General features: G+C 73.2%; 26 protein-coding genes and 1 pseudogene. 14 read left to right on the forward strand and 13 right to left on the reverse strand.

Features of this window, described 5'->3' with window-relative positions:
- From ADL08_RS17430 to ADL08_RS17440, 3 genes and pseudogenes are all read left to right on the forward strand, one after another.
- A pseudogene (locus ADL08_RS17430) lies at window positions 1-203 on the forward strand (hypothetical protein); the annotation flags it as partial.
- Window positions 204-257: 54 nt separating this feature from the next.
- Complete coding sequence (locus ADL08_RS17435) at window positions 258-1,019, forward strand: DUF4239 domain-containing protein (protein WP_053643933.1); 762 nt, start codon at window positions 258-260, stop codon at window positions 1,017-1,019.
- 74 nt (window positions 1,020-1,093) lie between these two features.
- Window positions 1,094-1,747, forward strand: a complete 654-nt coding sequence (locus ADL08_RS17440) for a hypothetical protein (RefSeq protein WP_053643935.1) — start codon at window positions 1,094-1,096, stop codon at window positions 1,745-1,747.
- Here ADL08_RS17440 and ADL08_RS17445 read toward each other — a convergent pair.
- The 3 genes from ADL08_RS17445 to ADL08_RS17455 all read right to left on the reverse strand — a co-directional run bounded on the left by ADL08_RS17445 (window position 1,696) and on the right by ADL08_RS17455 (window position 5,944).
- Window positions 1,696-2,889 (reverse strand): DUF2201 family putative metallopeptidase, encoded by a 1,194-nt coding sequence (locus ADL08_RS17445; RefSeq protein WP_234352169.1) that lies wholly within the window; start codon window positions 2,887-2,889, stop codon window positions 1,696-1,698. The genes ADL08_RS17440 and ADL08_RS17445 overlap by 52 nt on opposite strands.
- Before the next feature lie 170 nt (window positions 2,890-3,059).
- On the reverse strand, window positions 3,060-4,334 hold the full coding sequence (locus ADL08_RS17450; protein ID WP_053643937.1) for an AAA family ATPase: 1,275 nt from the start codon (window positions 4,332-4,334) through the stop codon (window positions 3,060-3,062).
- Window positions 4,335-4,453: 119 nt separating this feature from the next.
- Complete coding sequence (locus tag ADL08_RS17455) at window positions 4,454-5,944, reverse strand: hypothetical protein (RefSeq protein ID WP_053643939.1); 1,491 nt, start codon at window positions 5,942-5,944, stop codon at window positions 4,454-4,456.
- A 330-nt stretch (window positions 5,945-6,274) separates the two neighbouring features.
- On the opposite strand from ADL08_RS17455, the gene ADL08_RS17460 reads away from it, so the two are divergent.
- Window positions 6,275-6,820 (forward strand): EF-hand domain-containing protein, encoded by a 546-nt coding sequence (locus ADL08_RS17460; protein ID WP_053643941.1) that lies wholly within the window; start codon window positions 6,275-6,277, stop codon window positions 6,818-6,820.
- 34 nt (window positions 6,821-6,854) lie between these two features.
- On the opposite strand, the gene ADL08_RS17465 is transcribed toward ADL08_RS17460, so the two are convergent.
- A complete protein-coding gene (locus tag ADL08_RS17465; protein ID WP_053643943.1) occupies window positions 6,855-7,772 on the reverse strand; it encodes an alpha/beta hydrolase in 918 nt (305 codons plus the stop codon).
- 298 nt (window positions 7,773-8,070) lie between these two features.
- Between ADL08_RS17465 and ADL08_RS17470 the strand changes: the two genes are divergently transcribed.
- The gene (locus ADL08_RS17470; protein ID WP_053643944.1) at window positions 8,071-8,406 is read left to right on the forward strand and encodes an ArsR/SmtB family transcription factor; all 336 of its coding nucleotides are present in this window, start codon (window positions 8,071-8,073) and stop codon (window positions 8,404-8,406) included.
- 129 nt (window positions 8,407-8,535) lie between these two features.
- A complete protein-coding gene (locus ADL08_RS17475; RefSeq protein WP_053643946.1) occupies window positions 8,536-8,910 on the forward strand; it encodes a hypothetical protein in 375 nt (124 codons plus the stop codon).
- Between the two features lie 211 nt (window positions 8,911-9,121).
- Here the strand turns inward: ADL08_RS17475 and ADL08_RS17480 are convergent, their stop codons facing one another.
- Together ADL08_RS17480 and ADL08_RS17485 are read right to left on the reverse strand one after the other, a co-directional pair.
- Window positions 9,122-9,346, reverse strand: a complete 225-nt coding sequence (locus ADL08_RS17480; protein ID WP_053643949.1) for a ferredoxin — start codon at window positions 9,344-9,346, stop codon at window positions 9,122-9,124.
- Window positions 9,343-10,536: a cytochrome P450 gene (locus tag ADL08_RS17485; protein ID WP_053643951.1), complete on the reverse strand. Its 1,194-nt coding sequence runs from the start codon at window positions 10,534-10,536 to the stop codon at window positions 9,343-9,345. Before ADL08_RS17485 ends, ADL08_RS17480 begins: the two co-directional genes overlap by 4 nt.
- 118 nt (window positions 10,537-10,654) lie before the next feature.
- On the opposite strand from ADL08_RS17485, the gene ADL08_RS17490 reads away from it, so the two are divergent.
- Window positions 10,655-11,368, forward strand: a complete 714-nt coding sequence (locus ADL08_RS17490; protein ID WP_078968166.1) for a TetR/AcrR family transcriptional regulator — start codon at window positions 10,655-10,657, stop codon at window positions 11,366-11,368.
- Between the two features lie 60 nt (window positions 11,369-11,428).
- Here ADL08_RS17490 and ADL08_RS17495 read toward each other — a convergent pair whose 3' ends face one another.
- Window positions 11,429-11,830, reverse strand: a complete 402-nt coding sequence (locus tag ADL08_RS17495; RefSeq protein ID WP_053643953.1) for an NTP pyrophosphohydrolase — start codon at window positions 11,828-11,830, stop codon at window positions 11,429-11,431.
- Window positions 11,831-11,880: 50 nt separating this feature from the next.
- On the reverse strand, window positions 11,881-13,137 hold the full coding sequence (locus ADL08_RS17500) for an extracellular solute-binding protein (RefSeq protein ID WP_053643955.1): 1,257 nt from the start codon (window positions 13,135-13,137) through the stop codon (window positions 11,881-11,883).
- A gap of 212 nt (window positions 13,138-13,349) precedes the next feature.
- On the opposite strand from ADL08_RS17500, the gene ADL08_RS17505 reads away from it, so the two are divergent.
- Window positions 13,350-14,261, forward strand: coding sequence for an aldo/keto reductase (locus ADL08_RS17505; RefSeq protein ID WP_078968167.1), 912 nt, complete (start codon window positions 13,350-13,352; stop codon window positions 14,259-14,261).
- A 158-nt stretch (window positions 14,262-14,419) separates the two neighbouring features.
- Here the strand turns inward: ADL08_RS17505 and ADL08_RS17510 are convergent, their stop codons facing one another.
- From ADL08_RS17510 to wecB, 4 genes are all read right to left on the reverse strand, one after another.
- Complete coding sequence (locus tag ADL08_RS17510; RefSeq protein WP_053643957.1) at window positions 14,420-14,953, reverse strand: DoxX family protein; 534 nt, start codon at window positions 14,951-14,953, stop codon at window positions 14,420-14,422.
- A gap of 282 nt (window positions 14,954-15,235) precedes the next feature.
- Window positions 15,236-16,615 carry a glycosyltransferase gene (locus ADL08_RS17515; RefSeq protein WP_053643959.1) on the reverse strand — a complete coding sequence of 460 codons (1,380 nt, stop codon included), beginning with the start codon at window positions 16,613-16,615 and terminating at the stop codon, window positions 15,236-15,238.
- Window positions 16,616-16,703: 88 nt separating this feature from the next.
- Window positions 16,704-16,877 carry a hypothetical protein gene (locus ADL08_RS37215; RefSeq protein ID WP_159043061.1) on the reverse strand — a complete coding sequence of 58 codons (174 nt, stop codon included), beginning with the start codon at window positions 16,875-16,877 and terminating at the stop codon, window positions 16,704-16,706.
- Window positions 16,878-16,966: 89 nt separating this feature from the next.
- Window positions 16,967-18,106, reverse strand: a complete 1,140-nt coding sequence (gene wecB, locus ADL08_RS17520) for a non-hydrolyzing UDP-N-acetylglucosamine 2-epimerase (RefSeq protein ID WP_053643961.1) — start codon at window positions 18,104-18,106, stop codon at window positions 16,967-16,969.
- 306 nt (window positions 18,107-18,412) lie between these two features.
- On the opposite strand from wecB, the gene ADL08_RS17525 reads away from it, so the two are divergent.
- A complete protein-coding gene (locus ADL08_RS17525; protein ID WP_053643963.1) occupies window positions 18,413-18,664 on the forward strand; it encodes a hypothetical protein in 252 nt (83 codons plus the stop codon).
- 162 nt (window positions 18,665-18,826) lie between these two features.
- Here ADL08_RS17525 and ADL08_RS17530 read toward each other — a convergent pair whose 3' ends face one another.
- A complete protein-coding gene (locus tag ADL08_RS17530; RefSeq protein WP_053643965.1) occupies window positions 18,827-19,630 on the reverse strand; it encodes an SGNH/GDSL hydrolase family protein in 804 nt (267 codons plus the stop codon).
- Window positions 19,631-20,428: 798 nt separating this feature from the next.
- Between ADL08_RS17530 and ADL08_RS17535 the strand changes: the two genes are divergently transcribed.
- From ADL08_RS17535 to ADL08_RS38235, 5 genes are all read left to right on the forward strand, one after another.
- Window positions 20,429-21,340: a S1 family peptidase gene (locus tag ADL08_RS17535; RefSeq protein ID WP_053643966.1), complete on the forward strand. Its 912-nt coding sequence runs from the start codon at window positions 20,429-20,431 to the stop codon at window positions 21,338-21,340.
- Window positions 21,341-21,503: 163 nt separating this feature from the next.
- A complete protein-coding gene (locus tag ADL08_RS35635) occupies window positions 21,504-21,713 on the forward strand; it encodes a helix-turn-helix domain-containing protein (protein WP_078968169.1) in 210 nt (69 codons plus the stop codon).
- The gene (locus tag ADL08_RS17545) at window positions 21,713-22,264 is read left to right on the forward strand and encodes a Clp protease N-terminal domain-containing protein (protein ID WP_053643971.1); all 552 of its coding nucleotides are present in this window, start codon (window positions 21,713-21,715) and stop codon (window positions 22,262-22,264) included. The genes ADL08_RS35635 and ADL08_RS17545 overlap by 1 nt, the downstream gene beginning before the upstream one ends.
- Window positions 22,265-22,359: 95 nt before the next feature.
- Window positions 22,360-23,058, forward strand: a complete 699-nt coding sequence (locus ADL08_RS38230) for a hypothetical protein (protein ID WP_234352171.1) — start codon at window positions 22,360-22,362, stop codon at window positions 23,056-23,058.
- A 468-nt stretch (window positions 23,059-23,526) separates the two neighbouring features.
- Entirely contained in the window at window positions 23,527-24,426 is a 900-nt protein-coding gene (locus ADL08_RS38235) for a Mu transposase domain-containing protein (RefSeq protein ID WP_420709606.1), read from the forward strand.
- Window positions 24,427-24,837: the final 411 nt, after the last annotated feature.

The following is a 24,837-nucleotide window of genomic DNA, read 5'->3' on the forward strand; positions in this document are numbered from 1 at the left end:
CCCCGGCCCCGACCCCCGCGTCGGCTCCGGCGCAGGTGCGGCAGGCCTTCCGGTGGGTACCGCGCCCGCACTACACCGGCGGCCCCACCCGCCCGGCCCCGGCCGGAATGTCGACGACCATGACCACGGTCGTCATCACCCTCCCCGGCGTCCTGGCCGCGGCCGCCCTGCGCCCCGGCTCCCGCCGCCGCAGCCGCGGCTGACGACCCGCCCCCCTTCCCTCTCCCTTCTCCCCTCACCCGTCCTGGAGTTGCGCTGTGCCGGAATGGCTCGTCTACACCCTCGCCGCGGTCCTGGTCTGCTTGCTCGTCATCACGACCACCGTCATGCGGCACCGCCGGGCGGACGCGGACGAGGACACCTCCGAAACCCCGGACGTGCTGGAGTACATGGTCATGATGGTCGGCGTCGTCTACGCCATCGTGCTCGGCCTGGCCATCGCCGGCGTGTGGGAGGCCCGCGGCGCGGCCGAGGACACCGTCCAGCGCGAGGCGCAGGCCCTGTACGAGATCGACCAGCGCCTGGACGTCTACCCGGCCGCCTTCCGCAGCCAGGTCAAAGAGCACATCGACGCCTACGCCCGGCACGCCGTCACCACCGAATGGCCCGCCATGGGGGACGACGCCCCCGTCGGCGGCACCGGTGCCGACCTGCTCGGCCGCATCCGCAGCGACATCGCCCACCACGCCCCGGCCGACGAGCTCCAGGCCCAGGCCTACCAGCCCCTCCTCGACCAGGTCGCCGCCGCGGACAACGCCCGCCACCAGCGCCTGGACAGCGCCGGCACCACCCTGCCCGGCGCGGTCTGGTTCGGTCTCGTCGCCGGCGCCGCGATCACCCTCGGCCTGCTCTACACCCTGCAGATCCGCCGCTCCGCCCGCGAGCTGCTGCTCGCCACCACCTTCAGCGCCCTGGTGGTCTTCCTGCTCTTCCTCGTCTGGAGCTTCGACGCCCCCTTCGGCCACTCCGGCACCGACTCCGCCCAGCCCCTGAGCGACCTCCTCACCACGACCGCCTGACCCCTCCGCCCGCTTTCCTCGGAGAAGCGAGGAGAGCTTGACCTCAACCGCGGTCGAGGTCGGAGGCTGGTGCCATGAACGCCACCGTCACCGGCCTCCTGCCGGTCGCACCGCCCGACCCCGCCCGCCCGGACGCGGGCCTCGTCCTGGCCTCCCTGTGGCACACCGAGGGGCCCGAACAACAGCGGAAGGTCATGTCCGGCGTCATGGACGCCTGGGAGGCGACCCGGCTGCCGGCCGCCTACCTCGCCCGGCACTGCCTGGCGGGGTCCGACGGCCGGACCGTCCTCAACTTCGCCCAGTGGACGACCTCCGAGGCGCACCGGGCCTTCGCCGCCGACCCCGGCAACCAGCAGACCCTCGGCAGCGCCGTCCAGGCGCTCTACTCGGCCGGTCCGCCGGGCCGCTACGCGCCCCACCGCTTCACGGCCCGCCGCGAGGGAGTCGTCCGCTGCCTCACCGCGACCCGGCACGACACCGAGGACGCCGGAGCGGCCCGTTCGCTCGCCGACGAACTGACCGGACGCGACACCGCCGCCCTGGCCGAGTACTTCTACGTCGGCGAGGACGGGCGGCAGCTCCTCGTGCTCGCCGGGTTCGAGGACGAACCCGGCGGCGACGAAACCTCGTTCCGTCCGTTCCGCGGACTGGTGCGGCCGGTCCGCCAGGGACCGCCTCAGGCGATGGCGACGACACGCGCCCAGGAGGGCGGCGCGTCGGGGACGTAGTCGGGATCCCGCTCGTTCGCGGCGCGGGCGGGGCGGGGGAAGAGACCGACGACGGTGCGGCAGGACGGCTGCGCGGAGGGCCAGGGCGTCTGGCCGTCCGTCAGGGCGACGATGACGTCCGGGCGCGGCCGGGAGCGGAGCGCCCGGGCGAAACCGGAACGCAGATCCGTCCCGCCGCCACCGACCAGCTCGATGTCCTCCGCGCGGCAGAGCGGCACGGCGACGCCGGCCGCCGCGTCGCAGGAGATCACCGAGACCAGGTCGCGCCGCCCGCCCACCGCCCGTGAGATCGCCGCCACCTCCAGGAGCGCGCTGCCCAGTTCGGCGTCGCTCACCGACCCGGAGGTGTCGATGACCACACAGACCCTCGGCGGCGTGCGGCGCAGACTCGGCAGCACCACCCCGGGGACACCGGCCGAACGCCGGGACGGACGCCGGTAGCTGTGGTCCTCACCCGCTCCCGGACCTCCCGCCGCCGAGCGGATCGCCGCCCCCAGCAGGTGCCGCCACGGCTGCGGCGGATGGAACGCCTCCTCCGCCCACCGGCGCCATCCCTCCGGTGCGTCGCCCGGCCGGCCCTTGATGCCCTCCGCGACCCGGAAGCGGACCGCGTCCCGCTGCTGTCTGCTCAGCCCGTGGGCCCCGTCGGGCCCCAGTTCCCACGGCCGTTCACGGCCGTCGGCACCGCTGCCGCAGTCCAGCCAGGCCAGGTCGGCGGCGAGCCCCGACATCGACGCCGTCCGCAGGTACTCCTCCATCAGCTGCCCCTCGGGCAGCCGCAGCAGCGACGGCAGCACCGCCCCGGCGGGCCGGGGCAGACCGTCGCCGTAGATGTCGTCGTTGATCTCGAAGTCGGCGGCGATGTTGCGGCGCAGCCGCTCTCCCGGCCCGTACTCGCCGTGCTCCTTCGCGTACCGCTCGCCCCGCCCGTGGTGGTCCCGGAGCAGGTGGGAGACCTCGTGCACCCAGACGCCCGCCAGCTCCTCCACCGGAGTGGACGCCACGAACGCCGGGGAGGCGTAGCAGCGCCAGTACGCGTCCACCGCCATCGTCGGTACGGACCGGTCCTCCACCACGTGCAGGGCGAAGAGCGCGCCCGCCAGATAGGGGCGCACCTTGACCGCGTGCAGCCGCGCCGCCATCAACTTGTCCGTGTCCAGCCGGGGTCCGGACGCACCGGCCGATCCGCCGGGACCGGCCGGCGGCGTCGGTACGGTGGCCCGCACCGGGCGCGGCGGTGGGGGCGGGGCCATCGGGCGGGGGAGCGGGGGCGGGATCTTCCGGTGCGGCGCACGGGGCCGCGCGGCCCCCGTCACCGGCGTACCCCCGTCACGCGCCCGGTGCCGGCCGCGGCGGTGGCGCGTCCCACCGAGCGGTCCGCGCGCCGGGCGAGTCCGACCACCCCGGCCAGCCGTTCCACCGCCCCGGGGATCACCCAGTCGTCCCGGCGCAGCGCGGCCAGCGCCGTCGCCGGGGCGACGAGCAGGTCCGGGGCACCGGTCTCGAGGGCCCGGACCAGTACGGCCCAGCCCGCCTCCCACCGCTCCCGCTCCGGGCGCGCCCCGACGGCGGCCACCACCGCCTCCAGCGCCGCCTGGCGCAGATCGCCCCGCTCCGGCAGTTCGGCGGAGGCCGGATCGGCCAGCAGCGACTCGGGGTCCGGCAGGTCCATCCGGTCCAGATGGGCGAGGAGTTCGAGCCCGGGGCCGTCACCCACCGCTCCCCGCACCAGCAGCGCCAGCACCTCCCGCGAGACGGAGGCCGCCGTCCCGAAGGCGAGCAGGGTCAGCGCGGCCTCCCAGCTCCGGGGCGAGGGCCAGGCGCCCCCGCGCTGCGTCTCGGTGGTCGGCAGCCGGTGGATCAGCGTCGGCCGGGCCTTCAGGAAGCCGCAGACCGCGCGGCGGGCGAAGGCCACCGCCTCCGCGAGCCGCTCCGGGGCCAGCCGGGGCAGCTCCGCCCGGGGCCAGACCCCGCCGAGGCCGCGCACCACCACTTCCCGGTCGTGCACCCAGTACAGGTGCACGAACCGGTTGGCCAGCGGAGGACTCAGCTCCCATCCGTCCGCCGCCGACGCCCGGGGGTTGGCGGCGGCCACGATCCGCACGCCCGGCGGAAGCCGCAGCGTGCCGACCCTCCGCTCCAGGACGACCCGGAGCAGCGCGGCCTGCACGGCGGGGGTGGCGGTGGAGAGCTCGTCCAGGAAGAGCAGGCCCCGCCCGGCGCGCACGAGGTCCACGGCCCACTGCGGGGGCGCCATCGGCACTCCCCGTACCGCCGGGTCGTCGCCCACGATCGGCAGTCCGGAGAAGTCGGACGGCTCGTGGACGCTGGCGATGACGGTCGTCAGGGGCAGGTCGAGGGAGGCGGCGAGCTGCGTCAGGGCCGCGGTCTTGCCGATGCCCGGTTCGCCCCAGAGCAGTACGGGCAGGTCGGCGGCGACGGCCAGGGTGAGCGCTTCGAGCTGCTCGTCGGGGCGCGGCTCGGTCGTCGTCGTCCGCAGCAGCCCGAGAAGGTCCTCGGCCAGGGCGAGGCGGCCGTCGGTGCCGGAGACGGGGGCGGGAGCGGGCATGAGGGTGCTGGGCGTCATGGGCATCACCTGAGGGGATGGGGGAACGGGGCGACCCGTCCCGGATGTCGTGGGCCGTGGAAGAGCGCGCGGCGCGCTGAGTACGAAGGGGTACGGAGGAGTTCAGAGGACCGGGCGGGTCACGGGGACAGGGCGGTCCGGGGCCGGGCCGGACCGCTGCGCTTGCGGCGCACCGCGAGGGGCGTACGGCGGTCGATCCGGAGACGGCGGCCCGTCTCCACGGGCCCGGCGCCCGGAGCGGCCCCGCCGCCCGCCGCGCCGGCACGTCCTCCGGCGGCGGGGTGCCCGGTGGCCAGCCCCGCGCGAAAGAGGCCGTGGTCGACGCGACGGTCCGCGGCGGACAGCAGTTCCTCCCGGAGCGGACCGTCCCGCAGGACCGCGCCGGGACCGAGGAGCTTCACCACGACGGCCAGCGCCCCGGAGACGTCACCGTGGCCGAGCCGTTCCCGGACCGCCGGCAGGGCCTCCGGACTGCGGTGCACCGTGTCGATCACCCGCAGACAGGGCAGCGCCGGCCCGCCGAGGGCCACCAGCAGTTCCTCCCGGCGCAGGGTGACCGGGTCGTGGTCGATCGCCGACAGCACCCCGTCCCGCAGCGCGATCCGGTGGACCTCGCCCCCGCACTCCACCCGGTGCGGATCACCGGGGTCGTGGAGGGGCCCGGACACCACGGCGGGGGCGGCGGGGACGGACGCCGCCAGAGCCCCGGCGACGAGAGGATGCAGCCGCTCCGCCGTGATCAGCCCCGCGCGCAGCAGCTCCAGGTCGGGAAGGGTCCGGGCCGCCGCCTCCGGCAGCACCGGAAGCGCCGCCGCCTCCTGCGGCGGCAACGGCTCCCGCAGCGGCCCGAAGGCCGGGGCGTGGCTGTCGTCGGGAGCGACGAGCTCGAACACGGCCCGCCGCCCCGCCCCGAGCCGTACGGTGAAGGCCCCGCGAGGGCGGAGCCCCTCGGCCCGCAACAGCGACTCCGCTTCGGCCGCCCACCTCGCGACCGCCCACGGGGCGTCCTCGGGGAGGGGCGCGTCGAGCAGTCCGGGCGGTGCGGACGGTGGCCCGTCCGCACCGCACCGCGACGCCAGCTCACCGGCCCGCCCCGCGTCCCAGAGGTGCCGGTGCAGGTCGAACCGGAAACGCCGCTCGGGACGCGGATGCGGATGGGTGTACGAAGGGCCGCCGGGGACGTGGTTCCCGGGCCCCTCCCAGACGGCGAGCGACATCCGCTGCCCGGCATCCGCCCAGGCCGGCGGCGTTCGCACCACCAGGGTCGGCGGGACGGCGCCGGGACCTCCGTAACGGGCCAGAGCCACGGTGAGGCCGGGCCGCAGCCGCCCGTCGGGGGCGATGCGGGGCATGTGCCAGCGCAGCAGGTCCGGCGCCAGACGGCGCAGGTCGGTACGGAGCCGGGCGGCGAGATCGGTGCCGTGGCGGTCGGCCACGGCGCGCAGATCGAGATCGACGTCGATCCGGGCGGCGGCACAAGCCCCCGCCCAGTCGCCGACCGCACGCCGTGCGGTCGCGGTCTCGATCATGGACGGTGGCACGGCGTACTCGCGTACGCGCCGCCACATCGACAGGCGGGTCGGAATCCCGTTCACGAGGTGAGGTGCCATCAGCACTCACCTTGTGTGAACGAGTCCCCCAATCGGTACGAGGAGAAGTTCATCATCTCCGGGATCGTAACCCACCGTTGTCCGATCTCCCAGGGAATTTGACCGGGGGAGAGGGAGACCGCGAACGCCACTTGACGCGCGAGGGGCCGCGCCCGCCTTCCGGGACCGTCGGTGGGTCACCCTCGCGGGTGACGCCGGACCGCCGAACGGGGCGCGTGAGGCATCGGGCGCACGAGCGGGCCGCGAGCACGCCCCTCCGCGCCACCGGGCGCCGTTGGGGCGCGGCCGCTCGCGGGCAGGATCGCCGGGACAACGACAGAAAGGCCGACCGTGGCAAGTGAGTTCCAGCGCGACAAGCTCGTCGACATGTTCCGCGCGTTCGACGCCGACGACAACGGCTACCTCGACCGGCGCGACTTCCAGGCCCTCGCGGAACGCTGGAGGAACCTGCCCCGCGTGCGGCCGGGATCCGAACTGGCCGCACGCGTGGACGCGGTCATGCTGGGCTGGTGGGACCACCTCGCGACGCACGTGGACACGGACGAGGACGGCAGGGTCGACCTGGACGGGCTCCTCGCCATGGTGGACCTGCTGCCCGCGATGCGCGAGGCCGTCGCCGCGACCGCCGAGACCGTCTTCGACGCCGTCGACGAGAACGGCGACGGCCGCATCTCTCCCGACGAGCACCGGAAGCTGGTCGACACGTGGCACGGCGGGAGCGTCGACGTCGGCGACGTCTTCGACCGCCTCGACCAGGACGGGGACGGCTACCTCGACCGCACCGAGTTCACCGCGCTGTGGATCCAGTTCTGGATCAGCGACGACCCGTCCGAACCGGGCAACCACCTGTGCGGCCCCGTCCCGACCCGCACCTGACGACCCCCTCCCGGACACCGCCGGGACCGGGGCCCTACGGTGGCGTGATCCGGTCCCGCAGCCAGGAGTCGACGCCGTGGAGCGCCGTCCTGGCCATGGCCGTGGGATGGCCCGTGAAGCCGTGGGGCGCTTCGGGGTAGATCCGGAGTTCGACGTCGTTGCCGGCGGCGGACAGCCGGCCCGCCAGCGCCAGGTTGTCCTCCAGGAGCACGTCCTCGCCCCCGACGACCAGCAGCACGGGCGGAAGCCCGCCGAGGGCGCCGTAGACGGGGGAGACGTCGGGAACGGTGCGGTCCTCCACGTGGCCGACGTACGCCCGGAGGAAGTACTCGTCCGCGATGCGGCGTCCGGCCGGGGTCCGTGCGCTCAGGTCGTAGGTGCCGAACTGGAGGGCGGCCCCGGTGAACCGGCCGACGGCACCCCTGTCCCTCAGCCGGAGCAGGGTCACCAGGGCCAGGGTGGCCCCCGCCGAGCTCCCGCCGATCGTGAGCCGGGACGTCCCGAAGCGGGCCCCGGCCTCTTCGGCGAGCCAGAGCGCCACCGCTTCGCAGTCGTCGGGGGCCGCCGGCCAGGGGTGCTCGGGGGCCAGCCGGTAGTCGACGCCGACGACGGCGAGACGCAGGGCGTCCGCGAGCTCGCGGTTGCGCCGGTCCCCCCGCGCCGCGGAGTCCATGAAGAAGCCGCCGCCGTGCACGTCCAGGTGGACGCCCCGCGGCGGACCGCCGGCAGGCATGAGGATCCTGACGGGGACGCGTCTTCCCGCGGCCTCGACCGTCTCCTCGACGGCCGACGGATCGACGGCCGGCGGGACGGACCTCTTCGCCCGCGCCTCCCGCAGCTCCTCCGGCGTGCCGGGTCCGCGGCCCGCCCTCCGCGACCTGTAGAAGGCGCGGGCCTCGTCGACCTGCTCCGCGGGCACGTCGGCGTACAGTGCGTCCAGCGCGAACCGCACACGGCCTCCTCGTCGTACGTCGGGGTCAGGGCCCCACGCTATCCCCCGCCCCACGCTGTCCCCGCCCCGCCGGAGCCCCCGCACACCGGGAGACGCCACCCGCGGGGAACACCTCAAGGCCGCCGGAAGGGGACGGGAGCGGCTCCGATGTGCGAAGACGGGTGTGCCGTGGTGCGGGAGTCTGGGATCGTGGGGGCGACAGCATCGGCGGATCGACGACGGCCGCCCGTAGCCAAGGAGGGGGCCCACCGTGCCAACACGCGCACCCAGGGCGGCGGGCGGCGAACCGGCCACCGAGGTGAGCACACCGCTCTACCAACTGAAGGCCGAGTTCTTCAAGACCCTCGGACACCCGGTCCGCATCCGGGTCCTGGAACTGCTCAGCGTGCGCGAGCACGCCGTCTCCGAGCTGCTGCCGGAGGTGGGCGTGGAGCCGGCGGCGCTCTCCCAGCAACTGGCCGTGCTGCGCAGGTCGAACCTGGTCCTGACGCGTCGCGAGGGCGTCAGCGTGTACTACCGCCTGGTGAACGACGAGGTCGCGGAGCTCCTCAGGGTCGCGCGCGGCATCCTCACCGGAGTGCTCCAGGGCCAGGCCGCGCTCCTCGCCGACCTCGACGCCTCGGCCCGCCGCTGACCGCCGGACGGGCCCGCCGTACCCACGTGTTCGGGCAAACCGCCCCCGTCGAACGGGCGGGATGGGTAGCGTCGGACCGATCGGGTCCGCAAAGGCGCCCGGCATATCCCCTACGGAAGGCGGCAGCCCATGGCGAACGTGGAAGTCTCTCTCAAGGAGATCATGACCCGGGTGGAAGGCAGTCTCGCCGCCGCTGTGGGCGATTACAGCAGCGGCATGGCCCTGGGATCCCTCGGCGGCGGACGCGACTTCGACGTCCACGTCGCGGTCGCGGGGAACACCGACGTGATCCGGGCCAAGCTCCACACCATGGAACTCCTGGGCCTCCAGGAGCAGATCGACGACATCCTCATCACCCTGGGCAACCAGTACCACCTCATCACCCTCGGAAAGGGACGGGGCAAGACCAACCTCTTCCTCTACCTCGTCCTCGACAAGCACAAGGCCAACCTCGCCATGGCCCGGCACCAACTGCGCCGCGTCGAAGAGGAGATGGAGGTCTGACCCCCTCCCTCCTTTCGCATGCCCGATAGTTGCAGAAATTTGAAATTCTCTACGAAGGGATTTCCTGAAGTCTGAACGCCCGGTCGGCGCGCATCCGTCCACGACGGCGGGAAGTCCGGCCGGACGATGCGCGCGTCCTTCCCGCCGACCCGCCCCGCGGCGGCCGACGGGAAGGACGCGCGCCGGTCCCTCCCCTCCGCGACCGGTCCCGTCAGCGGCGGGGGCCCACCGTCCGGGCGCCCGCGCGGACGGTGATGGCGAGCGCGGGACAGGAGTCGGCGGCGTCCAGGGCCCGTTCGTCCTCGGCGATCTCCGGGCGCACCGGCTCCGCCGTGTCACCCTCCAGCCGGTACAGGTCCGGAGCGAGCCCGGCGCACATGCCCGAGCCCATGCACATCTCCCGGTCGACCGCGGTGGTCCAGCCCGCCGCGCTCACCAGCCCACCGGCATCTCGCGCGGGCCGCGCACCAGCATCCGGTCCTTCCAGCGGACGTCTCCCGCCAGGTGCAGACCGGGGAAGCGGGTGAGGAGGGCCAGGACCGCCTCCTGGAGTTCCAGGCGGGCGAGCGGCGCGCCCAGACAGTGGTGGACGCCGTGGCCGAAACCGAGGTGCTGGACGCCGGCGCGGGTGACGTCGAGCCGCCCGGGACCGGTGAACTTCAGGGCGTCGCGGTTGGCGGCGCCGATCGCCACGAGCACCGGCTCCCCGGCCCGGACCAGGGTGCCGCCCACTTCGACGTCCTCGGTGGCGTACCGGGGGAAGGCGGCGCCGCTGCCGAGCGGGACGAACCGCAGCAGTTCCTCGACGGCGCCCTTGATCAGATCGGGCCGCTCGCGCAGCAGGGCGAGCTGGTCGGGATGGTCGAGCAGGGCGTGGACGAAGTTGGGGATCTGGCTGGCCGTCGTCTCGTGCCCCGCGACGAGGATGCCCACGCACAGGTCGACGAGCTCCGGCTCGGTGAGCCGGTCACCGGTGTCGCGGGCCTCGATCAGACCGGTCATCAGATCGGGGCGCGGGCGGGCGCGGTGCTCCTCGATGAGCGCCGCCATGTAGGCGCGCAGCTCCTCGCGGCTGCGCCAGAACTCCTCGGCGGTCAGCGAACTCGTCGACAGGGCCGCGTCGCTCCACACCCGGAACTTCGGGCGGTCCTCCTCCGGTACGCCGAGCATGCGGCAGATCACCGCGACCGGGATGGGCAGCGCGTACGACTCCACGAGGTCGGCCGGCGGTCCCGCGGCCTCCATCTCGTCCAGGAACCCGTGCGCCAGCTCGCGCACCTGGGGCCGCAGCTTCTCGACCTGGTGGACCGTGAACGCCTTGGCGACCAGGGTGCGCAGCCGGGTGTGGCCGGGCGGGTCCATGCCGAGGATGCCGGTGTCCTGCTGCGCCTCCGACTGGCGCGGCTCGTCGTGCTTGACGGCCTCGGCGCGACTGAAGCGCCGGTCGCCGAGGACCAGCCGTGCGTCGGCGTAGCGGGTGGCGAGCCAGGCGGGGTCGCCGTACGGCATCCGGACGCGTAACAGTCCGGGCCGCTCCAGCGCTTCGCCGTACGCCTCGGCGAGGCCGAGTCCTTCGGGCTCGTTGAACGGATAGTCCAGGGGGGTGTGGTCCGCCGTCTCGGTCATGGAGCGCCTCCGTTGTGTAAGCGGGTGCTTACAGAACCTAGGCTGGTCGCCGGAGGCGGTCAATGGGGCCGTTTGGGCCGTTCGGGTGGCCGACGGCGGGGGTGCGGAGGGGGCGGGGATGACACGGGCGAGGGTCGACGGGGCGGAGACGACGGGAACGGGGGCGGCCGGGGCGGTGGCGGAGCGGACGCCCGTACGACGGGCGGGCGCGGGGGAGCGGTCCGTACCGGCCGGCGGCGCCCGGACCGGCGGCGCGCGGGGCGGCGACACCCGGGAGCGGCTGCTCGCCGCGGCGTCGGCCCTCTTCGCCGAGCGGGGCTACGACCGGGCGACGGTACGGGAGATCGCCGCCCGGGCCGGAGTGAACCAGGCCCTGCTGTTCCGGCACTTCGGCTCCAAGCAGGCGCTGTTCGGCGAAGTGGTCGCACAGGGCGGGTACGAGCAGCTGCGGAGCACCGCGCCGGAGCGGCTGGTGGAAGCGGTGCTGCGCAGCCTGCTCCATCCGCCGGCGGACCCGGCCGGGGCCCCGGGGGCGAGCCGGTCGCTGAAGACGATGCTGCGCTCGGTGGGCGGCGGCGACGAGGTCGCCGCGGCGGTGGCCGCGCTGGGCGAGGCGTACGCCAAGGCCCTGGCGGAGCTGAGCACGCGGCACGACGCGGCGCTGCGGGCGGACCTCGCCCTGTCGTGGCTGCTGGGCATCGGCCTGACCCGGGTGGTCGCGGGCAAGCGGCCACTGGCGGAGGCGGACCCGGACGAGGTCTGCCGACTGGTCCTCGGGACGCTCGGCCACCTCCTGGACGGCCTTCCCCGGGACGGAACGCCCGGGACGTGAGCGCCGGCGAAGAACCGGGCCCTCCTTCCGGAACGGTCAGCGGGCGGGCACCCGGAACGGTCAGCGGGCGGGTGCCGGAGGGAGACCGCGGGGGCCCACGCAGCGGGCGCCCTCCTCCTCCGCGCGTCGGCGCAGCTCCCGGTCGGACGTGACGACCAGACACGGTCGCCCGCCCGCGCTCCGGACCAGCTCGACGATCAGGTCGTCACCGCTGCCGGGAGCCTCTTCGATCCGCACGCCGGGCACGGGAGCGACGCCCCGGGCACGGCCCTCGACGACCAGCACGATCTCGTACGGACCCGGGTACGGGCCGTCGGCCGGACCACCGGTGGCGGCGAGCCGGTCGCGCAACCGCTCGGCGGCCCCGCGCCGGTCGCGCCACCAGCCGTCGGGCACCGAACCCACGACATTGGCCCCGTCCACCACCAGGAGAGGACGGAGGGCCGGATCCTCAGGACTCATGACCCCAGGATGTCAGGCCGCGGCCGTGGCGCGCCGTCTCCGCCGAGCCGCTACTCCGGCTGCGACGCCTCCCCGGCCTGCCGGGCGATCTGCTCCAGCACGGTCTTCGGATCGGCGGACGGCTCGACCGCCCTGCCGATGTTCCGCTTGATGGTGTCGCTGACCCGCAGCCAGGACGGATCGTTGACCGGGTAGAGCCGGGCGCCGCGCAGGGCGATCAGGAACTGCTCGGCGCTGGGGTCCGCCGCCGCGTCCTGGGACGCCTGGGTGGCGGACACCGTCGACGGCAACAGCTGGTAGCGCTCGGCGAATTCGTTGAGGTTCTCATCCTTGTAGACGAAGTCGAGGAACGAGCGCACCAGTTCGCGATTGCCGTCGCGCTTGAAGGCCATCATCCAGTCGGCGACGCCGGCCGCCGGAGGAATCTCCTCGCTGCTCAGCGTGTCCGACACCGGCATGCTCAGCGTGCCGACCTTCATGCCTTTCCTCTTCGCCTGGTGGAGGAGCGAGGGATAGCCGTTGAGCATGCCGACGTCGCCGCGCAGGAAGGCGTCGAAGGCGTCCTGCCGGTTGAGCGCGGCCGGCGGAACCGGGCCGGTCAGGGCCGGCTTGACCAGGTTGTCCTTGATCCAGCGGAACGTCTGCGTGTTCCGCTCGGAGGCGAGGCTGTACTCCCCGCGGAGGTCGGTGTAGCCGCCGCCGTTGCTGAGCTCCCAGATCAGGGCCTCGGCATGCGCCTCCTCGGGACCGAGGGGCAGCGCGTACGGACAGACCACGCCCGCCGCCTTCAGGGCCTCGGCCGCGGACTTCAGCTCCGACCAGGTCTTCGGCGGCTTCGCCCCGGCCCTGTCGAACAGCTCCTCGTTGTAGAAGAGCAGCCGGCTGCTGGCCACGAAGGGCAGGCCGTAGAGGGTGTTGTCGACCGAACCGGCCTCCACCAGCGGCGGCAGGAAATTCGCCTCCGCCCTGATCGACAGCACCTCGTCGGCGGGGTAGAGGCGGCCCTGCGCGGCGAAGTCGGAGTACGCGCCCAGCAGGGCCACGTCCGGGGCGTCGCCCTCGTGGACCATGCGGGTGACCTCGCGGTCGACCTCCGCCCACGGATGGAGCGTCACCTCGACCTTCTTGCCGGGGTGGGCGGCGGTGAAGGCGGCGGTCAGCCCGTCCCAGTAGGCCCGGGAGCCGGTCGCCGGGCTGTCGCCGTACTCGGGGGCCACCAGGCGCAGCGTCGTCCCGCCACTCCCGGAGGAGCCGCAGGCGGTGACGAGGGAGCCCAGCAGTCCGAAGGCGGCCACGGACGCGGTCATGCCGAAGAGTCTTGGTCGCACGAATCTTTCCTCTTGGTCTTCCGGGTGGTGCGACCGGAATTCTCTCCTGATCAGGCCGAATATCGCGCCCCCTACCGAACGGTTGTGCCATATCTCCAATCGGGGGGATTCCGCATGGTGCTTTCGAATATGCGGGTACCGGCTCGTGCCGCACCGGCCCCGGTATCGTCGGACCGATGAGCGGAAAACCGATGACCCCGAGCACATCGAACCCTCCCAACCCTCCGAACGCACCGAACCCTCCGGATGCGGCGAGGACGTTCTCCATCGGGGGCGAACACCGGGTGAACCGCCTCGGGTTCGGTGCCATGCGCCTGCCGACCGGGCCCGGCCCCGAACGGGAAGCCGCCGTCGCGGTCGCCCGGCGCGCCGTCGAGCGGGGCGTCACCCTGATCGACACCGCCCACCTGTACGGATGGGGTGCCAACGAGGAACTCCTGGCCGAGGCCCTGCATCCCTACCCGGACGGGCTGCTGGTCACCACCAAGGTCGGGATCCTCCGGACCGGCCCGGAGGGGTGGGCGTACGACGCACGGCCCGAGAGCCTGCGCGAGCAGGTCGAGCAGGGCCTGCGCCGCCTCCGGACCGAGCGCGTCGGCCTCCTGCAACTGCACCGGATCGACCCGGAGGTCCCGGTCGCCGAACAGATCGGCGCGCTCCGCGAACTCCAACGGGAAGGAAAGATCGGGCACATCGGCCTGTCCGAGGTCACCACCGAGCAGCTCGCCGAGGCCCGGCGGACCGCCGAGATCGCGAGCGTGCAGAACCGCTACAACCTCTTCGAGCGGGAGCACGAGCCGGTTCTGGAGGCGTGCGAGGCCGCCGGCATCGCCTTCCTTCCCTGGCGCCCCGTCGCCGTGGCGGCCGACTCCGGCGGGTCCTCCGCGCTCGCCGCCGTCGCCACCGAACTCGGCGCCACCGCCCCCCAGGTCCTGCTCGCCTGGCTGCTCGCCCGTTCCCCGGTCGTCCTGCCGATCCCCGGCACCGCCTCGCTCGCCCACCTGGAGGAGAACCTCGCCGCGGCGGACCTCCGGCTCACCGACTCCCAGCGCCGGCTCCTCGACCGCGCGGCCGCGCCCGACCGGAGCGCCGGCCGCGACTGAACCGGTGCCCGCGACCGCCCGGCCCGGAGCACCGGCCGACGAGCGGCGACTCCACCGACGAGACCGCGTTCCACTCCGGGTCCAGACCGGTCAGCACGGCTGTCGGCCCATCCGGACGTCCAGCGGCGGCCCGCCCGTCCGTCGGACGACTCCGGGGCTCAGATGCCCAGCTTGGCCCGGCCGCTGCCGATCGCCGCCGCGGGAGGCGCCGTGGCCCGGACCGAGCGGCGCACCAGGCGGGCGTCGTGTCGCAGGTCCTGGGCGGCGTGACGGCCGCGCCACAGGACGGAAGGGGCGCTGCCGGTGTCGTCGGCGGTGATCAGCAGGCCGCCCAGCATGGACACGTTCTTGAGGAAATGGATGCGCTGCTGGGCCCGGTCGGAGGGGTCCTCGACCTCCCAGTAGCGATGTGCCGCCAGCGTGGTGGGCACCAGCGTCGCGGCGAGCGCCAGTGCGGACAGCCGGGGACAGCGGCCGAGCCCGAGCAGGACGCCGCTCACCACTTGTACGGCGCCGGTGAGCCGGACGACTTGCTTGGTGTCGTCCGGCAGCACGGAGATCCGCTCGGTCACGGGCCGGACGACGGATTCGGCCACCGGGACCACGCGCTGGGGATCACGTAGGGAGCTCACGCCGCCGGCGATGAACATCGAGGCGAGCATCGGGCGGCCGACGATACGCAGAAGACTCATGACGATGCCTCCGGAACGAACAAGGGGTTCGGTATCTGCTGGAAGTATCAGGTGCCCCGTCGGCACGCCGCCATTCGGCATCCGGCGGAACCACGCCGATCACCGGCCCCCTCTTCCCGGCCCGCTTCGGGCGGTCGGGGAGCCCCGCCGCCCGAAGCGGGCCCGCACCCGCGCCCGGCTCCCCGTCGGCGGGACCGCCCCCGGAGAGGCCGTCCGGCAGGTGCCCGCCGAGCGGGTGAGGCGCCGGTCGGGCCGTGGGGGAGCGGGGCGGCCGAACCCCGGTCAGGCTTCCTTGGCGACGGGCCCGCCGGCGGGGGCTTCGGCGTTGCGGCGCGTCTTGGCCCAGCCGTTGCGGCCGCTGATCATGCGGCCGACGGCGCGCCAGGAGACGACGTAGAGGAACAGCAGGTAGAAGGGGTAGGTCAGCCCCCAGCCGAGGGAGCGCCAGAGGCCGGTGCCGGGTTCGCATTTGCGCCGGTAGATCGGCCCCCAGATCACGAACTGGCCGAGGGCCATGACGGCGTAGAGGGCGATGCCTCGCCATCCGCCGTCGGCGAGGTACGCGGCGGCGGCCTCGGGGTGACGGCTGTAGGAGGCGGCGAGGGCGATCAGCGGGATCGGGTACAGCAGTGCGCCGATGAGCTGGAGCCAGGGCTGGCTGAGGAAGAAGGTGAGTTCCAGGAAGCCGATGTTGGGGATCTTGTTGCTGCGCCAGATGGCGGGGATGTAGCCGACGCACTGCATGACCCCCTGGGCCCAGCGGGTGCGCTGGGTGAGGAAGCGCTTGGTGTCGAACAGGGCCTCCTGCTCGACGTGGGTGTCGGCGCAGAAGGCGTTGATCCAGCCGGCGAGCATGAGGTGGATGCCGAGTTCGAAGTCCTCCAGGAGACGGCCGGTCCAGGGGCGGCCGCGCTCGGCGTCGAGGTCGTCGAGGGCGGAGAGGCGGACGAACTGTCCGTTGCCGCCGAGGCAGACGGTGCGGGAGGTCTTGCGGGCGTGCTGGAGCGCGGCCACCGGGGCGCGGAACTCCAGGTCCTGCATGCGGATGAGGAGGCGGCTGTAGAGGTTGCGGCCGGCGCCCTTGCCGCGGGCGGGCCGGCGGTCGTCGCGGTTCATCATCCGCACCTCGATCTGGACACCGCCGATGTCCGGGCGCCCGAAGAACCTGCGCGCGGCGACGTGGTCCAGGCAGCCCGGTGCGGGGCGGCCGTCGGCGTCGAAGACCCCGACGACGACGCGGTGGCGGTCGGTGCCGGGCGGGAGCAGCGAGCTGAGCGTGTCGTACGCGGCGTTGAGGGCCTCGCCCTTGCCCAGGCGGGCGTTCGGCCGGCGCCGCTGGACGAGGTGGACGCCCGGGTCGAGGGCCGCGGCCCGTCGGACGATGTCGCCGGTGCGGTCCTCGGAGTCGTCGTCGATGACCCAGATGTGCGCTTCGGGGCAGGAGGCGCGCAGGTAGGTGAGGGTGTCCCCGATGACGGCCTCCTCGTCGCGGCACGGTACGAAGAGGTGCCACTGGTAGTCGCCCGCCTTGCCGTGCCTGCGCTTGCGGCGTACGAGGAGGGGCAGCACCAGGCCGAGGAGGTAGAGGGGGAAGAAGAGGCTCAGGACGAGGCTGAAGTCGGCCAGGAGGCCCAGCAGGCCGGAGGGCTCGGAGGACGTCACGGAGGTTCCTGGTTCCAGAGGGGCGGGTGCTGCGGAGAGGGCCGGTCCGGCCGGCGGGCGAGCGACGGCCGGACCGGCCGGGCCCGGGTCAGGCCCTGGCGGCCTTGAGGCGGGCGGAGCGCATCATCAGGGCCCCGCCGACCACGAGGGCGACGGCCAGCAGGGTCGCGACGAGGCCGGGCATGCCGCCGGTCACGGCGAGCTGTCCTCCGCCGACCACCACTCCGGCGCCCACGGCGCCCTTTCCTACCGACCCGTACACGGGTCCTCCTTTCGTCGGGGAGCCCCGCCGGCCGATCCGGCGAGGCTCCGATGGTCACCGGCGCGCGGTGCGCGCCGGCTGCTGCGGGGTCAGCGGCCCGGCGCCGCGCCGGGCAGGGGCGCGCCGTCGGCGAGGGCCGTCGCCAGGGCGTGGATCTGCCGGGAGGCGGTGCCGTCGCCGTACGGGGACGCGGTGCCGGCCAGCCGGGTGCGCAGGTCCGGGTCGGCGAGCGCGGCGCGGGCGGCGTCCAGGAGCGGCCGGCCGGGCTCGACCAGACGGCTGAACCCGGCGGCGACCGCTTCGGGGCGCTCGGTGCTGGTACGGACGACCAGCAGCGGCTTCTTGAGCACGGTGGCCTCCTCCTGGACGCCCCCGGAGTCCGAGACGAGCAGCCGGGCGCGGTCGGCCAGGGCCAGGAAGGTGGGATGGTCGACCGGGTCGATCACGTCGAGCCGTTCCAGGAGGCCGTCCAGGCCGAACTGCTTGGCCTTGGCGCGGGTCCGGGGGTGCAGCGGCACCACGACGCGCTCGCCGGTCCCGGCGAGGGCGGTGAGCAGCGCCCGCAGCCGCTCGGGACTGTCGGTGTTCTCGGGGCGGTGGACGGTCGCGAGGACGAACGGCCCGTGGGCACCGTGCTCGTGGGCGATGCGGTCGCGGTCCGCGGGCGCGGGCAGGGACATCAGGGTGGCTTCGACGACCGTGTTGCCGGTGACGCGGATCCGCTCGGGTGCCGTTCCGGTCGCCAGGAGGTTGGCGGCGGCCCGGTCGGTGGCGGCGCAGTGGACGTCCGCGAGCACGCCGACGACGAGCCGGTTGATCTCCTCGGGCATCGCCCTGTCCCCCGAGCGGAGCCCCGCTTCGACGTGCACGACGGGTATGCCGCAGTAGTGCGCGGCCTGCGCTCCGGCGGAGGTGCTGTTGGTGTCGCCCTGGACGACGACCGCGCGCGGCGGGTCGGCGACGAAGGCCCGTGCGAGTTCGGACGTCAGCGAGCCGATCTGGTCCCCGCGTCCCCATGGCCCGGAGGCGCCGTCGAGCAGGAGGTGGGGGTGCGGCAGGCCGAAGTTGGCGAAGAACGTGCCCGACAGGGCGCTGTCGTAGTGCTGACCGGTGTGCACGATCCGCGCCCGTTCTCCGAGGAGCCGGATCAGCGGCGCGAGCTTGATGATCTCCGGCCGGGTGCCGAGCACCACGGCCACGTCACGTCTGCCGGACGGAGTCCCGTTCATGTCTGGTTCCTACCGCGCACGCCGAGCGACCGGTGCACGCGCGCGGCCTGGTACCCGGAGCCGCGCGTGATCGACACAGCAGCCGAGCGAAGCTTATGAGCCGCCGGATGGCCGAAAATGCCACCCTCGGCGTTTGTGATGGAATTGTGTTCAACTTGAGGATTTTCCAGTTCACCGCCGGACGGCTCCCCGCGGAACCGGCTCCGCGACCGCCCGACGCGACCACCGCCCTGCGTTCACGCGGAGCCGCGACGGTGCGCGGACGCGAGCGGATCGCCGGCGGGACGTTGGAAGGGGAGGCCGAGGATGGTGACTCGCCGGGGACGCCACGGGGAGCCGGAGGCGCCGGCACGGGCGGCGACCTGCTGCACGACCGAGGGGCAGAGGTACTTCTGCGACTACGGCGTCACGACCACGAAGTTCCCCGACGGGACGAAGCGGGAGTTCGTCGTCGGCGCCGATCACGCGGTGTGGACGAACTGGACCCGCACCGACGGCTCCTGGACCGACTGGCAGGTGAGCTGCGTCGTGAACCCGAACGGTCCGGGCTGCCCGTGACGGCCGCGGGGGAACCGGGCCGGTGGGCGCACCGGGCCCGCAAGGCCGCCGGGGCGCCGACGGGGCCACTCACCGGCACCCGGTGAGCGGCCCCGTCGGCGATGCCGCGCCGGGCCGCGACGACGGAACGCGGCCACGCCTCGCGGGGTTTCGCGCGGGCGGTCAGACGACGGAGCGGAAGGCCGGCAGATACCCGCTGGAGTGACCGGCGGCGGTGGGGTGGTAGCTGTTGGAGACCGGCACCGTGACGCTGTGGAGCCAGGCGTTGCCGGAGCAGATCTCGTGGCCGGTGAACTCGTCCACGACGCTGGAGTACGTGAAGCCCGCGTTGGCGGCCTGCTTGGCGAGCATGCCGTTGAGGGCGTCGCTGCCCCGGTTGATCGCGGCGCGTTCGGTCTCGCTCAGGCCGGCGATGCAGTTGCCGTTCAGCTGGTAGAAGCGCGGATAGCCGAGGACCACCACGCGGGCCTGGGGCGCGCGGCTGCGGATGGTGCCGTAAAGGGACGAGAGGCTGGCGGGAAGGGACCCGTTGACCTGCGCGATGGCGCTGTTCACCGCGTTGACGCAGGTCGCCTCGCTCTGGAGCACACAGGTCTGCATGACGTCGGCGAAACCGACGTCGTTGCCGCCCGCGGTGACGCTGACGAGCGTGGTGGAGCTGTTGAGCGGGGCCAGCTGACCGCTTTTGACCGTGCCGGTCGTCGCTCCCGAGCAGGCGGTGAAGGTGAACGAGGCCGGGGCGTTGGCCGCCGCCCACAGGGACGGGTAGGCCTTGCTGCTGCGCTGACAGCTGCCGCTGTCGGACAGGTAGCTGCCGGCGCCCACCCCCGAGGAGTAGGAGTCGCCGAGCGCGACGTAGCGCTCTCCGGCCGACACGGCGGCGGAAGCGGGCTGGACGAGGCCCACGGCGACGGCCGACACGGACAGCAGCGCGGACAGAACCCATCTCAACTTAGTTGTGCGCATGACAAGGAGCTCCTTGGGAGTGAGGGGGAGTCACTCTTCTAGCAGGCCGCGTGGCTCACGGAATAGATGTGTGAAGTGGTTTTCTTCTGTTCGCATCGCGTATCGAGGTGCGGAGCGTTCGGTCTCGGGATCGCCCGAGGGGGCCCCTCGCGCGACTCGGTGCGCCCTGCGGTGGAGAGGTGGCGATTTTCCTGCGGACGGGACGGGCGGCTCCGAACCGGAGCCACTCCTGTCGCGCCTTCGGGGGTATGAATTCGGCCATGTGGCAGATCGGATGAATGCCCATCATTGCCGTGTACGCGCTCGGTCGGCGTGATCGCTTTTCCGTTCGCGGCGTCTGGGCCTGGAAATTCGTGACAGCGGCAAGGTGGCTCGCGTGGCCGCCTCGATGACTCCGTACGGCCTTCGGGCGTTGCGTCAGTGTCTGATTGCTCCTCGCGGCCGGAGGGCGGGGCCGACGGAGTCGCATCCGATCGGAGCTGCGCCTTCCGTCTCTCCGTGTCCCGGCGGGCCGGATCCGGAGGATGGTGCGGAGTTCTGGATCGCAAAAGCCTTCTGCAACTTACTGACGGAGCTTCAAGCGAGGTCGATCATGAGGGTGACATCTGTTCGATCCTGTTGAGTTCGCCTGGTGATGCGGACGCGCGTAGAGCGGCCGAAAGGACACCTTGTGGCGCGCCGGTACGGAGTCAATGATTCCCCCAAGCAATTGACAGGTTCATGGCGGCCACCGTCGCCGATTCGCGCTCCACCGGGCCGCTCACCCCAACGGCCCGACCACCCCCACCGGAGGATGCAGTGAACCGTTCGTCCCGTCGTGGCAGGATCGTCCAGGGCAGCCGACTGATCGCCGTGCTCGGCGCCTTCGTGGCCGCCTCGGCCCTGACCGCCCCCGCCTCCTCGGCGCAGCAGGCCGACACCGCGCGGGCCACGGCCGTCGCGCTGGCCTCCACCAGCGACGCCGTCCTCCGGGCCGACGTGGCCGGCTCCGCCTGGTACACCGACCAGGCCACCGGGAAGGTCGTCGTCACCGTCGACTCCACGGTCTCCCAGGCCCAGATCGCGACCCTGCGCAAGGCCGCCGGCGACAACGCCGGGAACCTGAAGGTCGAGCGGACCGCGGGGAAGATCAACAAGCTCATCGCGGGCGGCCAGGCCATCTACGGCGGGGGAGGCCGGTGCTCCCTCGGCTTCAACGTCCGCAGCGGCAGCACCTACTACGCGCTGACGGCCGGCCACTGCACCAACGGCGGCAGCACCTGGTACACCAACTCCGCCAACACCGCCGTCCTCGGCACCAGGACCGGAACCAGCTTCCCCACGAACGACTACGGCATCATCCGCCACTCCAACGCCTCCGCCGCCGACGGACGCGTCTACCTCTACAACGGCAGCTACCGCGACATCACCGGCGCCGGCAACGCCTACGTCGGGCAGTCCGTCCAGCGCAGCGGGAGCACCACCGGCCTGCGCGGCGGCACCGTCACCGGTCTCAACGCCACCGTCAACTACGGCGGCGGCGACGTCGTCTACGGCCTCATCCAGACCAACGTCTGCGCCGAGCCCGGCGACAGCGGCGGCGCCATGTTCTCCGGAACCACGGCCCTCGGTCTCACCTCCGGCGGCAGCGGCAACTGCTCCAGCGGCGGCACCACGTTCTTCCAGCCCGTCACCGAAGCCCTCAGCGCCTACGGCGTCAGCGTCTTCTGATCCCTGATCCACCGTGCCCGAGAGGCGCCTCCGTCGACGGAGGCGCCTCTTCGCCGTGCGCGTCCCCCGTACGGGGCGGGCGCGGTCCGGCGGTCGGGGCCTCCCCGCCTCACCCGCGTCAACTTTGGTTGACGCAAGTGGTGTGTCAATGTAGGTTGACGTCATGAGTGATGCGACCGATCTCGCCGAGCGGGCGGGTGACCGCGATCCACGAATCGGACTGCGTGCCGTCTCCGCGTTGCGGCGTCTCCTGGAACAGCTGGAAGCCGTTCAGGTACGCAGTGCGCGCGCCCAGGGCTGGTCGTGGCAGGAGATCGCGGCCGAGCTGGGCGTGAGCCGCCAGGCCGTCCACAAGAAGCACGGGAGGCATTGATGTTCGAGAGGTTCACGAAGGGCGCCCGGGCGGTGGTGACCGGGGCGGTGGCGGTGGCCGAGCGCGAGGGCGCTTCCGCGGTCACGGAGGAGCACCTCCTGCTGGCGCTGCTCGACGCGCAGGACACCAGGGCGGCCTTCGCGCTGCGGGACCTGGGAGCGACGGAGCGGCGCCCGTCACTGGAGGCCGCACTCGCGACGGCCCGCCGCAGGGGCGGTCTCTCGGCGGTCGAGGTCGACGCGCTGGCGGATCTCGGCATCGACGTGACGCAGATCGTCAGCCGGGTCGAACAGGCCCACGGCCCCGGCGCGCTCACCGCCGGCCCCGGCACCCGGACCCGGGGCACGAAGCGACGCCCCTTCACCCGCGAAAGCAAGAAGGTGCTGGAGCAGTCGCTGCGCGTCTGCCTCGGCCGACGGGAGAAGGAGATCGGCGACGAGCACCTGCTCCTGGCCCTGACGGCCCGCCCGGGAGTCGTCTCCGAGGCCCTGGCGGACCACGGGGTCACCTACACGACGGTGGAGCAGGCGCTCGACCGGCACCGCGACTGAGGGCCGGGCCGGTACGCGACATGGCGGTACGAGAGGCGGAGGCGGCGCGGCGGTGACCGGCCGATCAGGGCGTTCACCAGGTGGGAGACGGGTGGGTGAGCGACGGGAAGCCGGACGAGTCGCTCACGGCCGACCAGGTGGCGCACCCCTGGGCCGGCGACGTGTTCGCCGAAGACCCGGACCCGGCCGACCGGGTGCGGCCGGCCTTCGGCCTGCTGGACCTCCTCGACGGCTACCGGGTCACCCGCGAGAGCCGGTTCGCGGACGCCGGCGCGGAGGGCCCGCTGCCGGTCGACGCCCTGTGGGACGGCTACCGGCAGCGGCTGGAAGCGGACGAGGACGCCGAGACCGTCACCTACTCCCTGTGGGCCGACTGGTTCGAGGACCGCACCACTTCCGCGACGGCCGTCGCCGAAGTGCTCGGCGACGACATCGACCGTGTGGTGGCCGATCCGTCGGAAGCCCTGCTCCGCCGGGCCCGTCGGGTCCTGGAGTGCTCGGGGCCGGTGCCCTGGACGGCCAAGGAGCCGACGTACCGCACCGCACTACCTGGGACACTGCGATTCGCTCCTGCTCCTGCTCCTGCTCCTGAGACGCGGCCCCGGCAGACGGAAGAGGGGCACTGGGGAGGCGGGGCGGCGGACTCGAAGCTCGCGTCCACCATGTCCTGCCACATCGCCGTCGGCCTCGTACCCCGCTCTTCTTTCCGCCGATCAACGTGCGCCGGCAGGCCCCGGCTTCCTGGGGCCCGAGAAGACGGACGGCGTGCAGGCCGCGGCCTCTCCCAACGGTGATCCGCTGGAGATCGAGGAGCCCCTGTCCCCGGTCTTCCGCCACCGACTGGGGTTCTACCGTCCTGGGGACTGTGGTCCGCGGCCTCCCCGCTTCCCCTCCGGGTGAGCACGTGCTGATGTTCGGGGGGTCGCCAGGAAGGGCTTCTGGACGGCCGTCCCCTATCGCCCGACCGTGGATCAGCCCGTCCTTCCGGGTCTGTTGCCGGGCTGACCGCCCGGAGGCGATTTCGTGGGTGTGGGCAGTGGAATCGGGGGCACGCGGGTGGTGAGCGCATGGGACCGCTCTGGATATGCAGAGTCCGCCGAACTCCCCCCTCGGCGGACTCTGGGGTGGTTGAACGGCCCGCACCGACGTGGTGCGGGCCGTTCAGCGTGGGGACTGCACGGGTTGCGCGGCCTGCCCTTCAGCTGCCGCGCGACGCGTCACCGAGACAATCCGGCGAATGACTCGAGGAGTGCGACGAGGGGCTGGGCGGTGTCGTAGGGGACGTCGGCGAGCGCGCACGCGGCACGGCAGACAGCGGCCTTGGTTTCGCGGCTCGCGCCCCGGCGGAGCCGAAGTCCTTCAGCAGGCGAAGCCCTTCGTCCCGGCGCTCGACCGTCTGGCTCTGTCGGCGAGTTACGAGAGCGTTCGCAGCTCGGCGTGGAGAGCGCCTCCTTACGGGTCGGCTCTTCACGCTGCGGGTCGACCGCTACAGCCGGATGAGCGTCCGGACCCACCGCACCTCAGTGCCGCTCCGGTTGATCGGCCGGAACGTCCGCGCGATGCCGCACGCCTCCGAGCTGGTGGTCCACGACGGCCGGTACCAGGTCGCCCGGCACGAACGGCTGATCGCCAAAGGCGGCACCCGCCTCGAACCGGGCCACTACCCGGAAGCTCTCGTCCGCAAGCCCGGCGCTCTACCGGCCGCGACCGCACTCGACCCGGCGCGCTCCGCGGGCCGGTTCACTCCCGTCCACGACGCCTGGTGGGAGGCCGCTGTCAAGGCCCACGGCGAGCGGGACGGCACCCGCGCGCTCATCGAAGTCCTCCTCCTCGGCCGCCACCTGCCGCACGAGCACCTGGTCACCTGCCTCGCCGCCGCTCTCCGGACCGGGGCGCTGACCGCGGACGCCGTCGCTTTCGGAGCCCGCAGGGCAGCAGACGCCGACACCGCCACCGCCACCGCCCGCGCAGAGCAACAGGCCGGCATGAGCCGATCAGGACGCATAAGGGTTCGTGAGCATCGTCAGCGTTCACGAATCCTCGACCACCACCAGCCGCCCTCCGTCCAATCGCTCACCGGCCCGGGATCAGGCAGAGTGCGACGCTCGAACTCGTCGTCGATGCGAGCGATCAACCGGCCGAGATCACGCCGGGCACCGTGAGGGAGGTGCAGCATGACCTCCGCCAGATTTTCGCGGGCATACTCCACCTCCAGTCCGGGCTGCCAGACCTCGGACGCGTTCAGATAACGGCCGGGTTGCTTGAACGCGTCCTCGAAACAGGCGAGTGCGCGAGCAACGGCGTCGGGCCACATCCGCTCATCCTCGATGCGGCGGACAGCTGCGCGAGTCCTCGCGGTGACGCCGGGGATCCGCCGAACCGCAACGTGTCTGCGAGGCCGCCATCGCTCGGCGCGGACGGCCTTCGGGCGCCTACGCGGCATCGCCCTTTCTGATCAGCATGACGTCATCCTGTCATGAACGGGGCCGGCTCAGCACGCACGATCGAGAGAGATCCCGCCGCCCAGGTGCTCTTACTTCTCCCCGGCACCACGCGCTCCCTGGGCAACGCGT

This window comes from Streptomyces sp. NRRL F-6492 (assembly GCF_001280125.1).
In the GTDB taxonomy this organism is placed as follows: domain Bacteria; phylum Actinomycetota; class Actinomycetes; order Streptomycetales; family Streptomycetaceae; genus Streptomyces.

Bases quoted from the DNA above. Each gene is read 5' to 3' on its own strand.
- ADL08_RS17440 (WP_053643935.1), top strand. From the start codon at position 1,094: ATGAACGCCACCGTCACCGGCCTCCTGCCGGTCGCACCGCCCGACCCC.
- ADL08_RS17445 (WP_234352169.1), bottom strand. From the start codon at position 2,889: ATGGCGGCGCGGCTGCACGCGGTCAAGGTGCGCCCCTATCTGGCGGGC.
- ADL08_RS17450 (WP_053643937.1), bottom strand. From the start codon at position 4,334: ATGACGCCCAGCACCCTCATGCCCGCTCCCGCCCCCGTCTCCGGCACC.
- ADL08_RS17455 (WP_053643939.1), bottom strand. From the start codon at position 5,944: ATGGCACCTCACCTCGTGAACGGGATTCCGACCCGCCTGTCGATGTGG.
- ADL08_RS17475 (WP_053643946.1), top strand. From the start codon at position 8,536: ATGGCGAACGTGGAAGTCTCTCTCAAGGAGATCATGACCCGGGTGGAA.
- ADL08_RS17485 (WP_053643951.1), bottom strand. From the start codon at position 10,536: ATGACCGAGACGGCGGACCACACCCCCCTGGACTATCCGTTCAACGAG.
- ADL08_RS17490 (WP_078968166.1), top strand. From the start codon at position 10,655: ATGACACGGGCGAGGGTCGACGGGGCGGAGACGACGGGAACGGGGGCG.
- ADL08_RS17495 (WP_053643953.1), bottom strand. From the start codon at position 11,830: ATGAGTCCTGAGGATCCGGCCCTCCGTCCTCTCCTGGTGGTGGACGGG.
- ADL08_RS17500 (WP_053643955.1), bottom strand. From the start codon at position 13,137: ATGACCGCGTCCGTGGCCGCCTTCGGACTGCTGGGCTCCCTCGTCACC.
- ADL08_RS17505 (WP_078968167.1), top strand. From the start codon at position 13,350: ATGACCCCGAGCACATCGAACCCTCCCAACCCTCCGAACGCACCGAAC.
- ADL08_RS17510 (WP_053643957.1), bottom strand. From the start codon at position 14,953: ATGAGTCTTCTGCGTATCGTCGGCCGCCCGATGCTCGCCTCGATGTTC.
- wecB (WP_053643961.1), bottom strand. From the start codon at position 18,106: ATGAACGGGACTCCGTCCGGCAGACGTGACGTGGCCGTGGTGCTCGGC.
- ADL08_RS17525 (WP_053643963.1), top strand. From the start codon at position 18,413: ATGGTGACTCGCCGGGGACGCCACGGGGAGCCGGAGGCGCCGGCACGG.
- ADL08_RS17530 (WP_053643965.1), bottom strand. From the start codon at position 19,630: ATGCGCACAACTAAGTTGAGATGGGTTCTGTCCGCGCTGCTGTCCGTG.
- ADL08_RS35635 (WP_078968169.1), top strand. From the start codon at position 21,504: ATGAGTGATGCGACCGATCTCGCCGAGCGGGCGGGTGACCGCGATCCA.
- ADL08_RS17545 (WP_053643971.1), top strand. From the start codon at position 21,713: ATGTTCGAGAGGTTCACGAAGGGCGCCCGGGCGGTGGTGACCGGGGCG.